The organism is Halomonas qaidamensis, from assembly GCF_025917315.1.
In the GTDB taxonomy this organism is placed as follows: Bacteria; Pseudomonadota; Gammaproteobacteria; order Pseudomonadales; family Halomonadaceae; genus Vreelandella; species Vreelandella qaidamensis.
Window position 1 is genome coordinate 2,193,677 of record NZ_CP080627.1, and the last position, 16,254, is coordinate 2,209,930.

The 16,254-nt window shown below is 50.4% G+C and carries 21 protein-coding genes; 11 read left to right on the top strand and 10 right to left on the bottom strand.

Annotation, left to right across the window (positions count from 1 at the left end; genetic code table 11):
• Window positions 1–6: 6 nt before the first annotated feature.
• The 9 genes from hisD to K1Y77_RS10225 form a co-directional block, all read right to left on the bottom strand.
• Entirely contained in the window at window positions 7–1,323 is a 1,317-nt protein-coding gene (gene hisD, locus K1Y77_RS10185) for a histidinol dehydrogenase (protein ID WP_030072306.1), read from the bottom strand.
• Window positions 1,324–1,336: 13 nt separating this feature from the next.
• Window positions 1,337–1,990 (bottom strand): ATP phosphoribosyltransferase, encoded by a 654-nt coding sequence (gene hisG / locus K1Y77_RS10190; RefSeq protein ID WP_030072304.1) that lies wholly within the window; start codon window positions 1,988–1,990, stop codon window positions 1,337–1,339.
• Between the two features lie 28 nt (window positions 1,991–2,018).
• Window positions 2,019–3,281, bottom strand: coding sequence for a UDP-N-acetylglucosamine 1-carboxyvinyltransferase (gene murA / locus K1Y77_RS10195; RefSeq protein WP_030072302.1), 1,263 nt, complete (start codon window positions 3,279–3,281; stop codon window positions 2,019–2,021).
• Window positions 3,282–3,294: 13 nt separating this feature from the next.
• Window positions 3,295–3,543 carry a BolA family protein gene (locus K1Y77_RS10200; protein ID WP_030072300.1) on the bottom strand — a complete coding sequence of 83 codons (249 nt, stop codon included), beginning with the start codon at window positions 3,541–3,543 and terminating at the stop codon, window positions 3,295–3,297.
• A 103-nt stretch (window positions 3,544–3,646) separates the two neighbouring features.
• Entirely contained in the window at window positions 3,647–3,979 is a 333-nt protein-coding gene (locus tag K1Y77_RS10205) for an STAS domain-containing protein (protein WP_264428307.1), read from the bottom strand.
• A complete protein-coding gene (locus K1Y77_RS10210; RefSeq protein WP_404813863.1) occupies window positions 3,976–4,617 on the bottom strand; it encodes an MlaC/ttg2D family ABC transporter substrate-binding protein in 642 nt (213 codons plus the stop codon). Before K1Y77_RS10210 ends, K1Y77_RS10205 begins: the two co-directional genes overlap by 4 nt.
• A gap of 56 nt (window positions 4,618–4,673) precedes the next feature.
• A complete protein-coding gene (gene mlaD / locus K1Y77_RS10215) occupies window positions 4,674–5,138 on the bottom strand; it encodes an outer membrane lipid asymmetry maintenance protein MlaD (RefSeq protein WP_030072294.1) in 465 nt (154 codons plus the stop codon).
• Between the two features lie 16 nt (window positions 5,139–5,154).
• On the bottom strand, window positions 5,155–5,955 hold the full coding sequence (mlaE, locus tag K1Y77_RS10220) for a lipid asymmetry maintenance ABC transporter permease subunit MlaE (protein ID WP_030072293.1): 801 nt from the start codon (window positions 5,953–5,955) through the stop codon (window positions 5,155–5,157).
• Window positions 5,956–6,777: an ABC transporter ATP-binding protein gene (locus tag K1Y77_RS10225; RefSeq protein ID WP_030072291.1), complete on the bottom strand. Its 822-nt coding sequence runs from the start codon at window positions 6,775–6,777 to the stop codon at window positions 5,956–5,958.
• 276 nt (window positions 6,778–7,053) lie between these two features.
• Here K1Y77_RS10225 and K1Y77_RS10230 point away from each other — a divergent pair, with 276 nt between their 5' ends.
• The 10 genes from K1Y77_RS10230 to K1Y77_RS10275 all read left to right on the top strand — a co-directional run bounded on the left by K1Y77_RS10230 (window position 7,054) and on the right by K1Y77_RS10275 (window position 14,228).
• Entirely contained in the window at window positions 7,054–8,040 is a 987-nt protein-coding gene (locus K1Y77_RS10230) for a KpsF/GutQ family sugar-phosphate isomerase (RefSeq protein WP_030072289.1), read from the top strand.
• A gap of 34 nt (window positions 8,041–8,074) precedes the next feature.
• Window positions 8,075–8,617, top strand: coding sequence for a KdsC family phosphatase (locus K1Y77_RS10235; protein ID WP_030072287.1), 543 nt, complete (start codon window positions 8,075–8,077; stop codon window positions 8,615–8,617).
• Window positions 8,617–9,189, top strand: coding sequence for an LPS export ABC transporter periplasmic protein LptC (gene lptC, locus K1Y77_RS10240; protein ID WP_030072284.1), 573 nt, complete (start codon window positions 8,617–8,619; stop codon window positions 9,187–9,189). Before K1Y77_RS10235 ends, lptC begins: the two co-directional genes overlap by 1 nt.
• An 8-nt stretch (window positions 9,190–9,197) precedes the next feature.
• Window positions 9,198–9,701: a lipopolysaccharide transport periplasmic protein LptA gene (gene lptA, locus K1Y77_RS10245; protein WP_264428309.1), complete on the top strand. Its 504-nt coding sequence runs from the start codon at window positions 9,198–9,200 to the stop codon at window positions 9,699–9,701.
• A gap of 79 nt (window positions 9,702–9,780) precedes the next feature.
• A complete protein-coding gene (gene lptB, locus K1Y77_RS10250) occupies window positions 9,781–10,506 on the top strand; it encodes an LPS export ABC transporter ATP-binding protein (RefSeq protein WP_030072280.1) in 726 nt (241 codons plus the stop codon).
• Between the two features lie 105 nt (window positions 10,507–10,611).
• Entirely contained in the window at window positions 10,612–12,027 is a 1,416-nt protein-coding gene (locus K1Y77_RS10255) for an RNA polymerase factor sigma-54 (protein ID WP_264018082.1), read from the top strand.
• A gap of 98 nt (window positions 12,028–12,125) precedes the next feature.
• On the top strand, window positions 12,126–12,434 hold the full coding sequence (hpf, locus tag K1Y77_RS10260) for a ribosome hibernation-promoting factor, HPF/YfiA family (RefSeq protein WP_027335376.1): 309 nt from the start codon (window positions 12,126–12,128) through the stop codon (window positions 12,432–12,434).
• A gap of 4 nt (window positions 12,435–12,438) precedes the next feature.
• Entirely contained in the window at window positions 12,439–12,909 is a 471-nt protein-coding gene (gene ptsN / locus K1Y77_RS10265; RefSeq protein WP_030072270.1) for a PTS IIA-like nitrogen regulatory protein PtsN, read from the top strand.
• A 74-nt stretch (window positions 12,910–12,983) separates the two neighbouring features.
• Window positions 12,984–13,898: an RNase adapter RapZ gene (gene rapZ, locus K1Y77_RS10270; RefSeq protein ID WP_264428311.1), complete on the top strand. Its 915-nt coding sequence runs from the start codon at window positions 12,984–12,986 to the stop codon at window positions 13,896–13,898.
• Between the two features lie 60 nt (window positions 13,899–13,958).
• Window positions 13,959–14,228: an HPr family phosphocarrier protein gene (locus tag K1Y77_RS10275; protein ID WP_030072267.1), complete on the top strand. Its 270-nt coding sequence runs from the start codon at window positions 13,959–13,961 to the stop codon at window positions 14,226–14,228.
• A 66-nt stretch (window positions 14,229–14,294) separates the two neighbouring features.
• Here the strand turns inward: K1Y77_RS10275 and pmbA are convergent, their stop codons facing one another.
• Window positions 14,295–15,635 carry a metalloprotease PmbA gene (gene pmbA / locus K1Y77_RS10280; protein ID WP_264428313.1) on the bottom strand — a complete coding sequence of 447 codons (1,341 nt, stop codon included), beginning with the start codon at window positions 15,633–15,635 and terminating at the stop codon, window positions 14,295–14,297.
• Window positions 15,636–15,731: 96 nt separating this feature from the next.
• On the opposite strand from pmbA, the gene yjgA reads away from it, so the two are divergent.
• A complete protein-coding gene (gene yjgA / locus K1Y77_RS10285; protein ID WP_030072263.1) occupies window positions 15,732–16,253 on the top strand; it encodes a ribosome biogenesis factor YjgA in 522 nt (173 codons plus the stop codon).
• Window position 16,254 lies beyond the last annotated feature (1 nt).

The following is a 16,254-nucleotide window of genomic DNA, read 5'->3' on the forward strand; positions in this document are numbered from 1 at the left end:
GAACGCTTAATCGTTAATACGATACTCAGCTGAACGCGCATGGGCCGTCAGTGATTCACCTCTGGCGAGCACCGATGCTATTTTACCAAGCTCAGATGCACCCTCGGGCGAACAGTGAATGATAGATGAGCGTTTCTGGAAGTCATAAACCCCCAATGGCGAGGAAAAACGCGCCGTGCCAGACGTAGGAAGCACATGGTTCGGCCCCGCACAGTAGTCGCCTAAAGCTTCTGACGTATGCCGCCCCATAAAGATAGCGCCAGCATGACGAATACCATCAAGCCATGTATTTGGCGTCTCTACTGAAAGTTCAAGGTGCTCTGGCGCAATGCGATTGATTAAATCAATAGCTTCAGCTTGGTCTTGGCATAGAATTAACGCACCACGTCGCTGCAGCGAAACACGCGCAATGCCTTCTCGCTCAAGGGTCGGCAATAGGCGCTCAATAGAAGCCTCCACCGCATCGAGATGAGCAACATCCCAGCTGACCAATATTGCTTGTGCATCTTCGTCATGTTCAGCCTGGGAGAATAAGTCCATCGCCAGCCAATCAGGATCTGTTTGGCCGTCGGATACCACCATGATTTCAGAGGGGCCTGCAATCATGTCAATACCGACTTGGCCAAACACCGCCCGCTTGGCGGTAGCCACATAAATATTGCCTGGACCGACAATTTTATCTACCCGCGGGACACTTTCTGTGCCATATGCAAGCGCTGCTACCGCCTGCGCGCCACCTATCGTGAACACATAATCGACACCCGCTAAGTGCGCTGCTGCTAACACAAGATCGTTCAGCACACCATCGGGGGTCGGCACCACCATAACGATTTCGCGCACGCCAGCCACATGAGCAGGAATAGCATTCATCAACACTGAGGAAGGGTAAGCGGCTTTTCCACCTGGCACATAAATACCTGCGCGGTCTAACGGCGTCACCTTCTGGCCAAGCACCGTTCCATCATCCTCTTCGTACTGCCATGAGGTTGGCTTTTGGTGCTCATGGTAACGCTTAATGCGTTCAGCAGCAGCTGATAGCGCGTCACGCTGCTCATCAGGCAGACTGTCAAACGCCTTTTTCAATTGCTCAGGCGATAGCCGCAACTGCTCCATACAACCAACCGATAGTCGGTCAAAGCGATTGGTGGCCTCAATAACAGCACTATCGCCTCGCAGCTTGACGTCTGCCAATATCTCTTCAACACGAGCCTGCACTGCCTTATCAGACACACCTTCCCAGTCCAACAGCGCATTTAAATGCTGGTGGAATGCCCCATCTGCGGTTGAAAGACGTGCAATGGTAGCTGTGGACTTATCGCTCATGGTAAACCTCGCGTCATTCAATAGGCTGAGTCTGGCGCTTTTTAACCGCCTCTTCCAAGCGGGTTAATAGTGGCTTAATTTGATCATGTTTCATGGTCATGGATGCTTTATTCACCACTAGGCGGGTACTGATATGGGCAATCAACTCACGGGGTTCCATGCCATTGGCCCGCAACGTATTACCGGTATCCACTATATCCACAATTTCATCAGCCAAATTCATTAAGGGCGCAAGCTCCATCGCTCCATAAAGCTTGATCACTTCCGCCTGAATACCCTGCTCGGCATAGTAGCGTCTTGCCACGTTAACAAACTTAGTGGCTACACGAAGGCGCGCTTTAGCAGGCAACTGACCGGTGACACCTGCCGTCATCAATTTGCAACGGGCAATCTCTAGGTCTAATGGCTCATACAAGCCCTCTACCCCATGCTCGAGAAGTACATCCTTGCCCGCAATACCCATATCTGCCGCCCCAAGCTGAACGTACGTCGGCACATCGGTTGCCCGTATAATGACCAACTTTACGTTCGGCAAATTAGTATCGAACAGCAGTTTACGGCTTTTACCCAAATCTTCTGCAGGGGCGATGCCCGCATCTGCCAACAGTGGCAGCGTTTCATCCAATATACGCCCTTTTGAAAGGGCTAAAATTAGTTGCTTACTCATTGTTTAGGCCAATGGTTAATAGCATGGCTTAGCCGGGAATACGTCGAATGCGCGCGCCCAACAGCTGTAATTTTTCCTCGATGCACTCATAACCACGATCAATGTGATAAATACGATCTACAAGCGTTTCGCCTTCGGCCATCATGGCTGCGATCACCAATGACGCTGACGCACGCAGATCAGTGGCCATAACCGGCGCACCTGAAAGCTTTTCTACGCCTTCAATTAATGCCGCATTACCTTCAAGGGTAATATTTGCCCCCATCCGGTTTAGCTCTTGTACGTGCATAAAGCGGTTTTCAAAAATGGTTTCCACCACCCGCGAGTGGCCTACGGCAACAGCATTCATTGCAACAAACTGAGCTTGCATATCAGTAGGAAATGCAGGATAGGGTGCCGTACGGATGTTCACCGCCTTTGGGCGCTTACCGTGCATATCTAGGGCGATCCAATCATCGCCGCTGGTAATATCGGCACCGGCTTCCTCAAGCTTCGCGAGCACCGCTTCTAGAATGTCAGCGCGGGTGCGCTTTACCTTCACACGCCCACCCGTCATGGCCGCTGCGACCAAAAAAGTGCCAGTCTCAATACGGTCAGGCATGACATCATGCTCACAACCATGCAGCGACTCCACCCCCTCAATGACAATGGTGTCAGTGCCTTGACCGCGGATGTTGGCCCCCATCTTGATTAAGCACTCGGCAAGATCGACAATCTCGGGCTCGCGCGCTGCATTTTCAAGAATAGTGGTGCCCTCTGCAAGCGTAGCCGCCATCAGCAGATTTTCAGTACCCGTTACCGTTACTGTATCGAAAAAGATGGTGGCACCTTTCAAGCGACCATCTACGTGGGCACGAATATAACCCGCCTCAACGCGAATCTCTGCACCCATCGCCTCAAGGCCACGAATGTGCAAGTCAACTGGACGCGAACCAATTGCACACCCCCCTGGTAACGACACATCTGCTTTACCAAAATGCGCCAGCAATGGACCTAATACTAGAATAGAGGCGCGCATCTTCTTAACCAGCTCATAGGGGGCATGACACTGTGTTACCTGAGAGCCGTCAAGCTGGATACTGAGCTTCTCTCCCATCACAGGCTCAACGCCCATTCGCCCTAGCAACTCCAGCGTAGTAGTAATGTCCTGCAAATGAGGCAAATTACCAATAATGACCGGACCATCTGCCAAAAGGCTGGCACACAAAATCGGCAGTGCCGCGTTTTTGGCACCGCTTACCCACACTTCACCATCTACCGACCCATTGCCGGTAATCATTAATTTATCCATGGAACAGCCGCTACTAAACGTTTTCCGGTGCAGTTTGCCACTGCCCCGGAGTAAACGTTTTGATGCTAATAGCGTGAAGAGCGCCCGATGCGATTTCGTCACTCAGTGCAGCGTAAACCAACTGCTGACGCTTAACGGGAGAAAGACCTTCAAAGGCTTCGCCAACCGCAATCACCTGAAAGTTACAGCCCTCACCCTGGATATGAAAATCACATCCATCAATGCGAGACTCAAGCAGTGCTTTTACTTCATTGGGTTGCATAGGGTAAAAAACTCCTTTGGGGTCATTAAAACAAGTAAGGGCGTTGAAATAGTGGAAAACATGATAAAGAAAAGCAGCCCACTTGGCGATGTTGAGTAATCGCTTAGGCTTCAGCGTTGGGCGATTTTATCAATGCATCAAGCTCAGCTAGCGAGGTTAGCCGCTCAAGCGGGGCAGACAACATAATCGACGTAACAACAACCCCCAGTAAATGACAAGCACGCAACCATTCAAATAGCACGCTAATCGCCGCGCTACTTGCCCTGGTGACGCCAAAAAAATCTAAAGTAACTTCCGTTAACTGAGCACTTTCAAGCCATTTGACACCTACAGCGGCCACGTCGGCCGCTGCATTGACAGTAAGGTCACCGTTGACCGACAACGTATTGGTTTGCGCAATCAGCGATACATGCGACGTAGATAACAACGTCGTCACGCGTTGCCCCCTTGCTCAAGCTCATCAACGCCAATTTCAGGCGACCAGTTGCGAATTACTGCATCGTAATCTCGGTTATTTTCGCGCATTGACTGATCAAACTGGTTGCGGAACGTAAGCCCTAGATTAATGCCATTAACAATGACATTGACCACTTTCCACTCACCGTCCGAGAGCCGCAGGCTGTAACTTACTGGGTACACTTGTCCATTGTTAGCAACCACTTCCATATCGACGCTTGCTTGATCCTCATAACGCTGGCCCCGCTGGTCGCTTAACACTCTTAACTCATCATAATCAAACGTCACAAGGCCACGTGTATAGGTATCAATCAGCGTTTGACGAAATACATCGGCGAACCGACTACGCTGTTCCGGCGTTGCATTGCGAAAATAGCTTCCCATAACGCTAGCGCCAATATAACGAAAATCAGCCACATCATTCAGACTGTCGTTAACTAGAGCTTTGAGCTCATCAAGATTATTGGCGTAATAATCTTCTCTACCGTTGATTTGCTCCATAAATTGCTTAACGTTGTCACGCACCAACGCTTCTGGCGACATTGACTGGGCCTGAGCTACAAAAGGCAGTAAAACAAAAGCTAGTACTACCAAAAAAAGCAAACGACGAGCCAACATTACGCTCTTTTCCTTCATAACAATCACCTCATATCAACTAGCAGCACAGAAGGTGCTCAGTTAGTAACCATATTGGATACAAATTGTTGGATAAGTTCTTCAAGCACCAAGGCTGACTGGGTATCTCGAATGACATCACCTTCTTCAAGCATATTCGGGTCACCACCAACGCTTAAACCGATATATTGCTCTCCAAGCAAACCTGCCGTTAAGATCGCTGCTGTAGTATCTTGAGTAAGCTGACCCTGAAGTTCACTATTAAGACTCAGCACTACCCGCGCATCGTACCATTCAGTATCAAGTTCTATGGCCTCAACGCGGCCCACTGTAACGCCAGCCATAGTGACGCGCGCGCGTGGTTTTAGACTACCAATATTGGCAAAGCTTGCCTCAAGACGAAACGTATCAGAAGGCGCCGATAGCGTCATCCCACTGACACGTAAGCCTAAAAAAACAAGCCCTAAGATACCCGCCAGCATAAACAAGCCAACGCCAAACTCCATGGTTTTACTGCGCTTCATGTTATTGCTCCACCCTTCAAAGACCGCCAAACATAACGGCAGTCAATACAAAATCTAGCCCCAAAACAGCAAGCGATGAATACACCACTGTGCGGGTTGTGGCACGTGAAATACCTTCAGATGTTGGCACTAAGTCATACCCTTGAAACACCGCAATCCAGGTAACAACCACTGCGAACACAAGGCTTTTGATGATTCCATTACCGATATCATCAACAAATGAAACGCTAGCCTGCATATTGCTCCAATAAGAGCCTTCGAAAACGCCTAACCACTCCACACCTACTAAATAGCCCCCCCAAATGCCCACCACGCTAAATCCAACGGTAAGAATAGGTAGTGCGATAAAACCAGCCCATAAGCGGGGAGCTACGACCCTGCGCAGTGGGTCAACACCGATCATTTCCATGCTTGTCAGCTGCTCGGTCGCCTTCATAAGACCAATTTCTGCCGTTAAAGCAGAGCCAGCGCGCCCGGCAAACAGAAGCGCAGCGACCACCGGTGCCAATTCACGCAATAGTGAAAGCGCCACCATTTGACCAAGCGCCTGTTCTGCACCGAAGTCAACCAAAATGGTGTAACCCTGGAGGGCAAGCACCATGCCAATAAACAGCCCCGATACCAAGACAATCGCAAGCGACAAAACACCAACAAAATGCACTTGGCGTAGCCATAATAACCAGCCTTCCCGCGAGGGAACCCCTACTGCAGACTGCGCCAAGAAGATACCTGCACGTCCTAACGACTCCAAGGCATCACATCCTTTTCGCCCAAGCCGAACAACATGCGAGATAGCATGTTTAATGTTTGATTGCATTTAGCGCACCTTCCCTGCAGAGGCTTGGCCTAGAATATCGCGGTAGAGGGTCTCAGCTGGGTAATGAAACGGCACGGGGCCATCAGGCTCACCGTGAATAAACTGACTCACCCGCGGGTCTTGGTTTGTATCTAAAGTGCGTGGCGTGCCAGAAGCAACCACCTGTCCATCGGCGATTAAGTACAGGTAATCCGCAATACTAAGAGTCTCTTTGATATCGTGTGAAACGATCACTGACGTAAGTGACAACGCCTGATTAAGCCGTTTAATAAGCTGGACAAGCACACCCATTGAAATAGGATCTTGGCCGACAAAAGGCTCATCATACAAGATTAGCTCTGGGTCAAGCGCTACCGCACGTGCCAAAGCCACACGTCTTGCCATCCCCCCCGAAAGCTCAGCAGGCGATAAGTGCCTTGCCCCGCGCAACCCCACCGCTTGCAACTTGAGAAGCACAAGATCGCGAATCATAGTATCTGGCAAATTGGTATGCACTCGAAGCGGAAACGCGACATTTTCATACACATCAAGGTCTGAAAATAACGCACCACTCTGAAACAACATCCCCATGCGCTTACGAAGACTGAAGAGGGCTTTACGTGACAGGCGGTGCACGTCTTGACCATCGATTAACACTCGCCCTCGGTCGGGTGTTAACTGGCCACCAATCAGCTTTAAAAGGGTCGTTTTACCTGTACCACTTGGCCCCATAATAGCGGTCACTTGGCCACGCGAAATCGTCATATTGATTCCGCGAAAAATATCATGCTCTCCTCGCGAGAAGTACAAATCTTCAATTTCTATGAAGGGAACATCTGTCATGGGCTGGCTGGCCTTGATGATCGTCTTGCCGTGACAGCACTAGCATAAGCTGGTCGCCTGCAAGCGAGATAGTTTAAAAAAACAGTTAATCTGAAAAACAGATAGTTTAAAAAACAGTGTTTTCGAAATATTATCGAACATCGTAACTTAACGCTACTCACAGTAACAGATTCACTCATTGTGGCTGTTCTTGTCAGGACAGTGCGCGCATCCCCTACAATCTGCGCCGAGATGTTATTCTTACTGTTTTAACGCTAATGAAAAAGAGACCACCTTATGCGCCAGCCACTATCGACCCCTAGCCCACTGCGTGAAAGTGCGCTGCGCACCTTACAAATTGAGCAGGCAGCCATTGGTGGGCTACAAGCCAAACTTGATGAACATTTTGACCACGCTTGCGAGCTGATTCTTGCCTGCCATGGCCGTGTTGTCGTGACTGGCATGGGTAAGTCAGGTCATATTGCGGGGAAATTAGCAGCTACATTGGCAAGCACCGGTACGCCTGCTTTTTTTGTACACCCAGGCGAAGCCAGTCACGGCGATCTCGGCATGATTACCCGGGCGGATGTCGTATTAGCACTCTCCAACTCTGGTGAAACAGCAGAAGTTACCGCGCTACTGCCGCTACTGAAACGCTTAGGCACTCCTCTTGTTAGTATGACCGGCCGCCCTGGCTCAACATTGGCTAAACATGCGGATGCACACCTCAATAGTGGCGTTGAGCGCGAAGCCTGCCCTCTCGACCTAGCGCCAACAAGTTCAACCACTGCAGCACTTGCCTTAGGCGACGCTTTGGCTGTTGCGTTATTGGAAGCACGCGGATTTACCGCTGAGGATTTTGCACTTTCACATCCAGGAGGTAGCCTGGGCAAACGTTTGCTCCTTCGCGTTAAAGATTTGATGCACAACGGGACACGCCTCCCCCAAGTGGCACTAGGCAGCCCCTTGCGTGATGCACTTATAGAAATCACCCGGCAAGGCCTGGGCTTTACCTGTGTAGTGGATAGTGAGGGGCGTCTTGCGGGCGTCTATACCGACGGTGACTTACGCCGAACGCTGGATCAGTTTCATGACCTGCGTGACGTCATCGTCGATGATGTTATGACGCGCCCTGGAAAACGTATTGGACCCGATATATTGGCGGCTGAAGCCGTTCGCATTATGGAAGACAGTCGAATTACCGCACTCGCAGTTGTGGATGATCAGCAGCGTCCCATTGGTGCGCTGCATATGCACGACCTACTTGCTAGCGGCGTTATATAACCATCTTTTTAAACGTTAATAATAGGGAGGCTATATGGCCCTACCTGAAGCACTACAAGACCGGATTCGCCGCGTAAAACTACTGGCGATTGATGTTGACGGCGTACTTACTGATGGCCGCCTCTACTTTCAAGCGGATGGCATCGAAATCAAAGCGTTTCATACCCAAGACGGTCACGGTCTCAAGCTATTGAAGCGCGTAGGTATCCATGTTGCCTTAATTACCGGGCGGGATTCACCTATGGTCAGCCAACGTGCCGCTTCTTTGGGCATTACGCATGTATATCAAGGGTGTGAGGATAAACTCACTACGCTACGCGCGCTTTGCCAACGCCTAGATATCACACTAGAGCATGTTGCTTATTGTGGCGATGACCTGCCAGACCTTGCACCGATGAAACGCTCAGGCGTTGGCATCACTGTCCCTAATGCCCCTGATTATATGCATACCCATGCTGACTGGATCACTGATCGGCTTGGCGGCCACGGTGCTGTGCGTGAAATCTGCGATACTTTACTGATGTCTCAAGGTCATTGGGACGCTGTGTTAGATACGTATTTACACGGTCAATCGTAATGCGCTTTTGGGTTAGGAAACGGTTTTGGATTACCACGCTTGTGGTGGTGCTGGGGGGTATACTTGCCTGGATAGACCCGCGTGGATATAAAGACCAATCGTTTAATCCCGATGCGAGGGCTCAAGAGCCAGGTCACGTACTTGAAAATGCGGAAATGACACTATTTGGTGACACAGGCACCATTCAGCAATCGCTAATGACGCCACGCTTAGTGCACACCCCGCAGACAGCGATGACTGATGTTACCTCTCCCATAGCGACACTCTTTGATAGTGAAGAACGCCAATGGCTGGCTACAGCTGAGACAGGTACCCTAAATACGGATACACAGGCACTCACATTAGCCGGCTCTGCCCAGCTGCTCTCACCTGATGAGGGCTGGCAGCTCAATACAGAGTTATTACATTATAATGGCGTCACGCGTCATGCCTGGAGCGATTCCAAAACAGTGCTACAGCAACCGCCTCAGCGCCTTGACGCATCACGCATGGATATATGGCTAGATGATAGCCAGATTCGCTTAACCAATAACGTGCGCGGCACTCATCCGCCTGCCACTCGTTCTCCGTAGGAGCCGCAATGAACGCTCTCATTCGTACAGCACTCTTCACCATTGCGCTACCCCTCTCTGCGGCAGCGCTACCGGTCATGGCACAAAGCCAAGCCCCTGTAGAAGTAGAAGCTGACCGGTTAGATCTAGACCAACGAGCGGGCACCGCCGTGTATTCTGGGAATGTCGATATTCGGCAGGGCAATATGCAGCTGCGCGGCAATCGCGTTGAAATCCAGCGCAATGATGCTGGCGAACTATCGCGCGCCGTGGCAACCGGTGAGCGAGCCTATATACGCAACCAACCCGAAGGTCAGGCTAGCCCGATGGAAGGCTGGGCAAAGCGGATTATCTATCATGTGGCCGAACGCCGAGTAGAACTGATTGATCAAGCCGAACTTACCCAGCAAACAGATCGTTTTCAGGGCGGCCGATTAGAGTATTTCATTGACCAAGGCGTGGTTCAGGCCCGCTCTGACGTGAGTGGCGGTGAGCCACAACGTATCCGAATGACGCTTCAGCCAGAACAATAGGGAGCGCCCAGTGGCGACAAATAGCGCAGAGCCAGCACCTCAGACCACATCATCAAAACCAACATTCGAAGAGGCGCCGATAAAAACACTCTATGCCCATCACTTAGCCAAAAGCTATAAACGCCGTCGCGTGGTTAAGGACATAAATTTAGAGATCTCTCAAGGCAGCGTCGTCGGTTTGCTTGGCCCTAACGGCGCAGGCAAAACAACATCGTTTTATATGATTGTCGGCCTAGTAAAGTCTGATGCAGGAAAAGTAGGCATTGATGGGCTTGATTTAACGCATGCTCCTATGCACGAGCGCGCCATGGCAGGGATTGGCTATCTGCCTCAAGAAGCCTCTATTTTTCGCAAACTATCCGTTGCCGATAACATCATGGCAATCTTGGAGACTCGTAAAGCACTTGATCACAGCGCCCGCGAACAACGTCTTGAGACGCTACTGGAAGATTTTCATATCACCCACATTCGCGACAATTTAGGTATGAGCCTTTCAGGTGGAGAGCGTAGACGTGTTGAGATTGCTCGCTCCCTCGCAACAGAACCTGCCTTTATTTTGCTTGACGAGCCGTTCGCTGGCGTCGATCCAATCTCAGTAGGCGACATTAAAGCAATTATCCGAGCACTTAAAAAACGTCATATAGGCGTATTGATTACTGACCACAATGTGCGAGAAACGCTGGATATTTGTGATATCGCCTATATTGTTGGCGACGGTCACATCATCGCTAGCGGCCCGCCACAAGAAATTCTCAACAACCAAAAGGTAAGAGATGTTTATTTAGGTGCTGATTTTCGCCTGTAAACAACCACCTGCCTGAAAAATTGTGTCTGTGGCATGCTTATTGCACTTGCACCAAACCATAACTCGCACTAGGGTGGAGCTTTCTGATAAACGAGTGGTTCTCAGATGGTCATGAAAGCTTCTCTTCAATTGCGTATCGGCACACAGCTGACCATGACACCCCAGCTGCAGCAGGCGATTGCCCTGCTGCAGCTATCAACATTGGACCTTCGTCAAGAAATTCAGCAAGCACTTGATGCCAACCCAATGCTTGAGCAGGAAGACGAATTCGGCGAACAGGCTGTTAGTGAACCCCAGGAAACGGAATGGTCCGACAGCATTCCTAACGAACTCTCCACTGATAGTGACTGGTCAGACACTTATCAGGATCTAGGCAACCATAGCAGCGGCGGCGAGGGGCCTGATTTTGAACGTCAAGCCGCTGGTCAAAGCTTACATGGCCACCTACTTTGGCAGCTCGCCATGACGGATTTCTCCTCTCGCGACCATGCCATCGCAGAAAGCCTTATAGATGCTCTGGATGCTAATGGCTATCTAACTCAGCCCCTCAATGACATCCGCGAGGGGCTTAAGGCCCAAGGTCATGAAGGGCTTAGCCAGCGTGAAGTTGAAACAACCTTACTGCGTCTTCAACAGTTTGAACCCACCGGCGTATTTGCTCGTGATCTGCGCGAATGTTTAATGTTGCAGCTCGCCTCACTACCGGAAGATACACCGCTGCTTATGCCTGCCAAGAGGCTAGTACGTCAATTTCTTGAAGCGCTCGGTAAGGATGATGTGCGTTTGTTAAAGCGACGTTTAAGCTTGGGTGATGATCAGCTAGATGATGTAATTCGTTTGATCCGCAGCCTTGACCCTCGCCCAGGCAGCGCCTTTGGAGACACCGATGACAGCTATGTAACGCCAGACCTAGTGGTTCGCCACGACAACGAAGGCTGGCACCTGGAACTAAACCCAGAAGCACTGCCACGACTGCGTATTCAGCCTGACTACGCAAGTCTTATCAAACGGGCTGACAAAAGCCAGGATAACCAGTTTTTAAAGGAGCACCTTCAGGAAGCGCGCTGGCTAATCAAGAGCCTCTCAAGCCGAAACGATACGCTACTGCGTGTTGGCCGAGAAATTATCGCTCGCCAGATAGGCTTTCTGGAACACGGCGAAGAAGCTATGAAGCCGTTAATTTTAGCGGATATCGCAGACGCTGTGGAAATGCATGAATCTACTATTTCCAGGGTCACCACCCAGAAATATATCCATACCCCGCGCGGCGTATTTGAACTCAAATACTTCTTTTCCAGCCAAGTGAGCGGGCAAGACGGAGGTGACAGCCACTCTAGCACCGCCATCCGTGCACGAATCAAAAAACTGGTGCAAGATGAACCGCCCGGCAAACCTCTCTCAGACAGCCGTCTTGTATCGCTTTTGGAAGAGGGAGGCATTAATGTAGCGAGGCGTACAGTGGCCAAATATCGCGAGTCGATGGGCATTCCTTCTTCCAGCGAACGTCGCCGCTTACGCTGATAAAACAGCGCTAAAGAGACAAAGTCTGTTTAAGGGCTTTGCAATAGCGCAAAAAGGGTTACAATCGAAGAACAGTCCGACGGATAAGGAGCACGTCAATGCAAGTAAATATCACTGGTCATCACGTAGAACTGACTGACGCCTTGCGTGACTATGTTAATGAAAAGCTGGAACGCGTTGAGCGCCATTACGACAATATTACTACCGTACAAGTGACCTTATCTGTTGAAAAGGAGCGCCAGCAAGCTGCCTGCACGCTGCATGCTGCCGGTGCAGACCTACACGCAGAAGCATTAGATAATGATATGTATGCAGCCATTGATGCGCTAGCAGACAAAATTGATCGTCAACTCGTTAAACATAAGGAAAAAGCACAAGCTCGCGCCCAAGGCGCAGGCGTGCGTTAATTCAATGACGTTGGAAACTATCCTCCCCCCAGAGCGCGTTCTCTATGACGTTCCTGGGGGCAGTAAAAAAAGGGTGCTGGAGTTTTTCAGCACCTTCATTGCACAAAACATCCCAAGTTTAGACAGCCAAGAAGTGTTTAGCCGTCTTATTGGACGCGAACGCCTAGGAAGCACAGGAATAGGCAACGGAGTTGCTATTCCTCATGCACGTAGCCCTCATTGCAGCTCGCCCATCGCTGGCTTTTTAAAGCTTGCTGAGCCGGTAGATTTTGATGCTATTGATGGTGATCCAGTCGATCTTGTATTCGTGCTATTGGTGCCTGAAGAGGCAGACGACACCCACTTAGCATTATTAGGTCAAGTGGCGTCTATTATGAATAACGTCGACACACGCCAACAACTGCGTAAATCCACAAGCCAGCGTGAGCTTTTAGAACTCATCACAGCGAAAATACGCGAGCAGCCTGTTACCTAGATGGCCCACCGCTAAGCACTACACGCTAAACTAACGTTTATCCCCATTTTTATTGGCATGCCAAGAGAAAATCTATGCAACTGGTGATCATTAGCGGCCGTTCAGGGTCCGGTAAATCTATCGCCTTACAAGCGTTAGAAGATCTTGGCTATTACGCCATCGATAACTTACCTGCCATGCTACTTGGCTCCCTAGTAGATGAACTGCGTGAGCAAGGAGAGCGCACTCAGCTAGCGGTCAGCATTGATGCTCGCAATCTACCAGCAGCTTTACAGCAATTGCCGACAATGCTCGAGGCTTTACGCCAGAAAAGCATTCACTTTCAAGTTATCTATCTCACTACGGATGCTCGCATACTTCTTGAACGCTATTCTGCTACGCGGCGGCGACACCCGCTAACCCGGGATAGTGATATGACGTTAGAAGAAGCAATTGATAAAGAAGAAGAAACCCTGCTCGACATTCGAGATCTCGCAGACCTAATGATCGACACCTCTCGCTTATCGGTTCACGATTTGCGACGCCGAATAACAGATCAGGTTGCCCAGCAGCGAGAAGATAGACTTACCCTTACGTTTGAATCGTTTGGCTACAAACGCGGCGTGCCGCTCGATGCAGATTTAGTCTTTGACGTGCGCTGTCTACCAAACCCCTACTGGGATCCTACGTTACGCCAATATACTGGGCGCGATGCTAAAATCGTTACTTTCCTAAGTGGTTATTCCATAGTGGAAGAGATGAGTAATGATATTCAGGTATGGTTGGAAAAGTGGTTGCCTGCCTATCAAAATAGCCAGCGTAGCTATATGACGATTGCCATTGGCTGCACCGGTGGGCAGCACCGCTCTGTTTACATGGTAGAAGACTTAGCGCAAAAGCTGGTTAGGCACACAGGCGAGGTTCAACTCCGCCATCGTGAACTAGGGTTGCAGTACACCCTAAGTGAAACGTTGCCTTTTGCATCCACATCTTCAACCAGCGAAACATAAGCACAACAGCAATAACTAACGCCTTTTCTTAACGACCCCACTCGGCAAAAAGGAACCAGAGTGCCTGAAAGAACGTTAACACTCACTAACCAGCGCGGTCTTCATGCCCGTGCAGCGACGAAACTCGTCAAGTGTGGCCAACAATTTTCGGCCAATATTCACGTCTACAAACAACAGCAGATGGCAGATGCCGCTAACATTATGTCACTGCTGATGCTGGCCGCCCCCTGCGGCACCGAGTTGAGAATACATGCTGAAGGAGACGACGCCGAACAAGCATTAGAAGCTATAGAAGCGTTGTTCGACGCGCGTTTTGATGAAGAGCAATAATGTCAGGTAACATCTACTGCAAGTAATTCGCCACACGGCTGGCTTCATTAGTTGTTAAGCTTGTTACTAGCTACCCGCAATGGTCATTGCATCAATTAGCCAGCTACCCGTGTGAATGCTGCCACGGGTGTCTGTGTCATCGCCAACGGCCACTAAGCCCGCAAACATGCTATTCAAGTTACTAGCGATAGTGAACTCCTCGACAGGATGCTGCACTTCGCCGTTTTCAATCCAGAAGCCTGCGGCACCTCGTGAGTAATCACCTGTTACGCCGTTAACCCCCTGCCCCATTAGTTCAGTCACCCAAATGCCACGACCCATCTGTTTTAGCAAATCATCCCGGGACGTTAGCGGTGCTAGTAAACGTAAATTGCGCGCCCCGCCTGCATTGCCCGTGGATTGCATTCCCAAGCGCCGCGCACTGTAAGCAGACAACATATAACTTGCCACCGTACCTTGCTCAATAAAGCGGTTATTGCGCGTTTGAACGCCTTCTGCGTCAAACGGCGAACTAGCTGACGCTCCCACTTCCATAGGCCGCTCTTCTAAGCCAAACCAGTTTGGGAATAGCGAGCTACCTAAACGGTCACATAAGAAAGAGGATTCACGATAAAGTGCCCCGCCTGCCAATGCCCCCATCAAGTGGCCTATCAAACCGCTAGAAAGTGACGGATCAAACAGTACTGGGAAAGTACCTGTTGGCGGCCGTTGAGCGCCTAACCGACGTAGAGTGCGTGACGCCGCTTCGCGGCCCACCTCCTCAGGATCTCGAAGCATGGCAGGATTTCGCGCTGACGTGTAATCATAATCACGCTGCATACCCTTCTCATCTTGGGCAATCAACATACAGGAGAGTGAATGACTGCTGCCTTTCTGGGTGCCCAGAAAACCATGGCTATTAGCATAAACACGAACGCCTTCGCCACTCGATAGTGAGGCACTTTCTGACTGATGAATACCCGCTACGTCACGCCCGGCTTTTTCACACGCTAGCGCCAGATCAATGGCCTCATCTGTTGTTAACGCCCAGGGATAGTGCACTTTAAGATCAGGTAGATCAGTGGCCATTAGCGCTGCATCCGCCAAACCAGCGGCAGGGTCCTCCCCCGTATAACGGGCAATAGCTAAGGCTTTTTCTACGGTCGCTTTAATTGACGCGCTGCTGGCGTCGGTAGACGAGGCACTGCCCTTGCGCTGACCAACGTATAGCGTAATGGCAATACCCTGGTCGCGTGAAAGCTCGACAGTTTCTACTTCACCAAGACGTACGCTTACTCCAAGGCCTTGATCTACGCTGGCGCCTACTTCAGCAGCATCTGCGCCTAGTTTTTTTGCCAGCGCCAGCGCTTCTTCAGCACGCTGTGTTAATAATACCTGCTGGGCCGCTGCATCAAATGCTTGTGCCATATTGGCCTCCTTTTCGCCTGAATCGCATTGGCGAATCAATGTTATGGTCGCAGCCTGATATAATGCTGCAAACGAAACTAATTAGTGAGTTCTAGTATGCCTAAGCAACGCCCCGAGCCCTTCGATAGTGATGAACAAGAAGAGCGCCCCAGTAAGTCTCAACTCAAGCGCGAAATGCATGCCCTTCAGGCGCTTGGCGAAACGCTGATCGCTATGAAACCCGCAGAGCGAGCAAAATTTCCGCTTTCTGACGACATGTTACGCGCCATAGAAGAGACATCGCGTATACGCTCTCATGAAGGCCGCCGTCGCCATATGCAATATGTCGGCAAGCTTATCCGCAAAGAGGATCTTGCTGCCATACAGGGTGTTTTCGATGCTATCGAGCAGGAAAAAGAACAGCGTGACCATGCCTTTCACCGACTAGAAAAATGGCGCGACCGGTTAGTTGACGAAGGTGACAGCGCTGTTGATCTATTTTTGGCAGACTACCCAAACGCTGACCGCCAGGTCATACGACAATTGGTGCGCAATGCACGCAAAGAGCGTGAGCAAAGCAAACCGCCAACCAGTTCACGCAAGCTATTTAAACACTTGCGTGACACCCTGGCCCTATAAG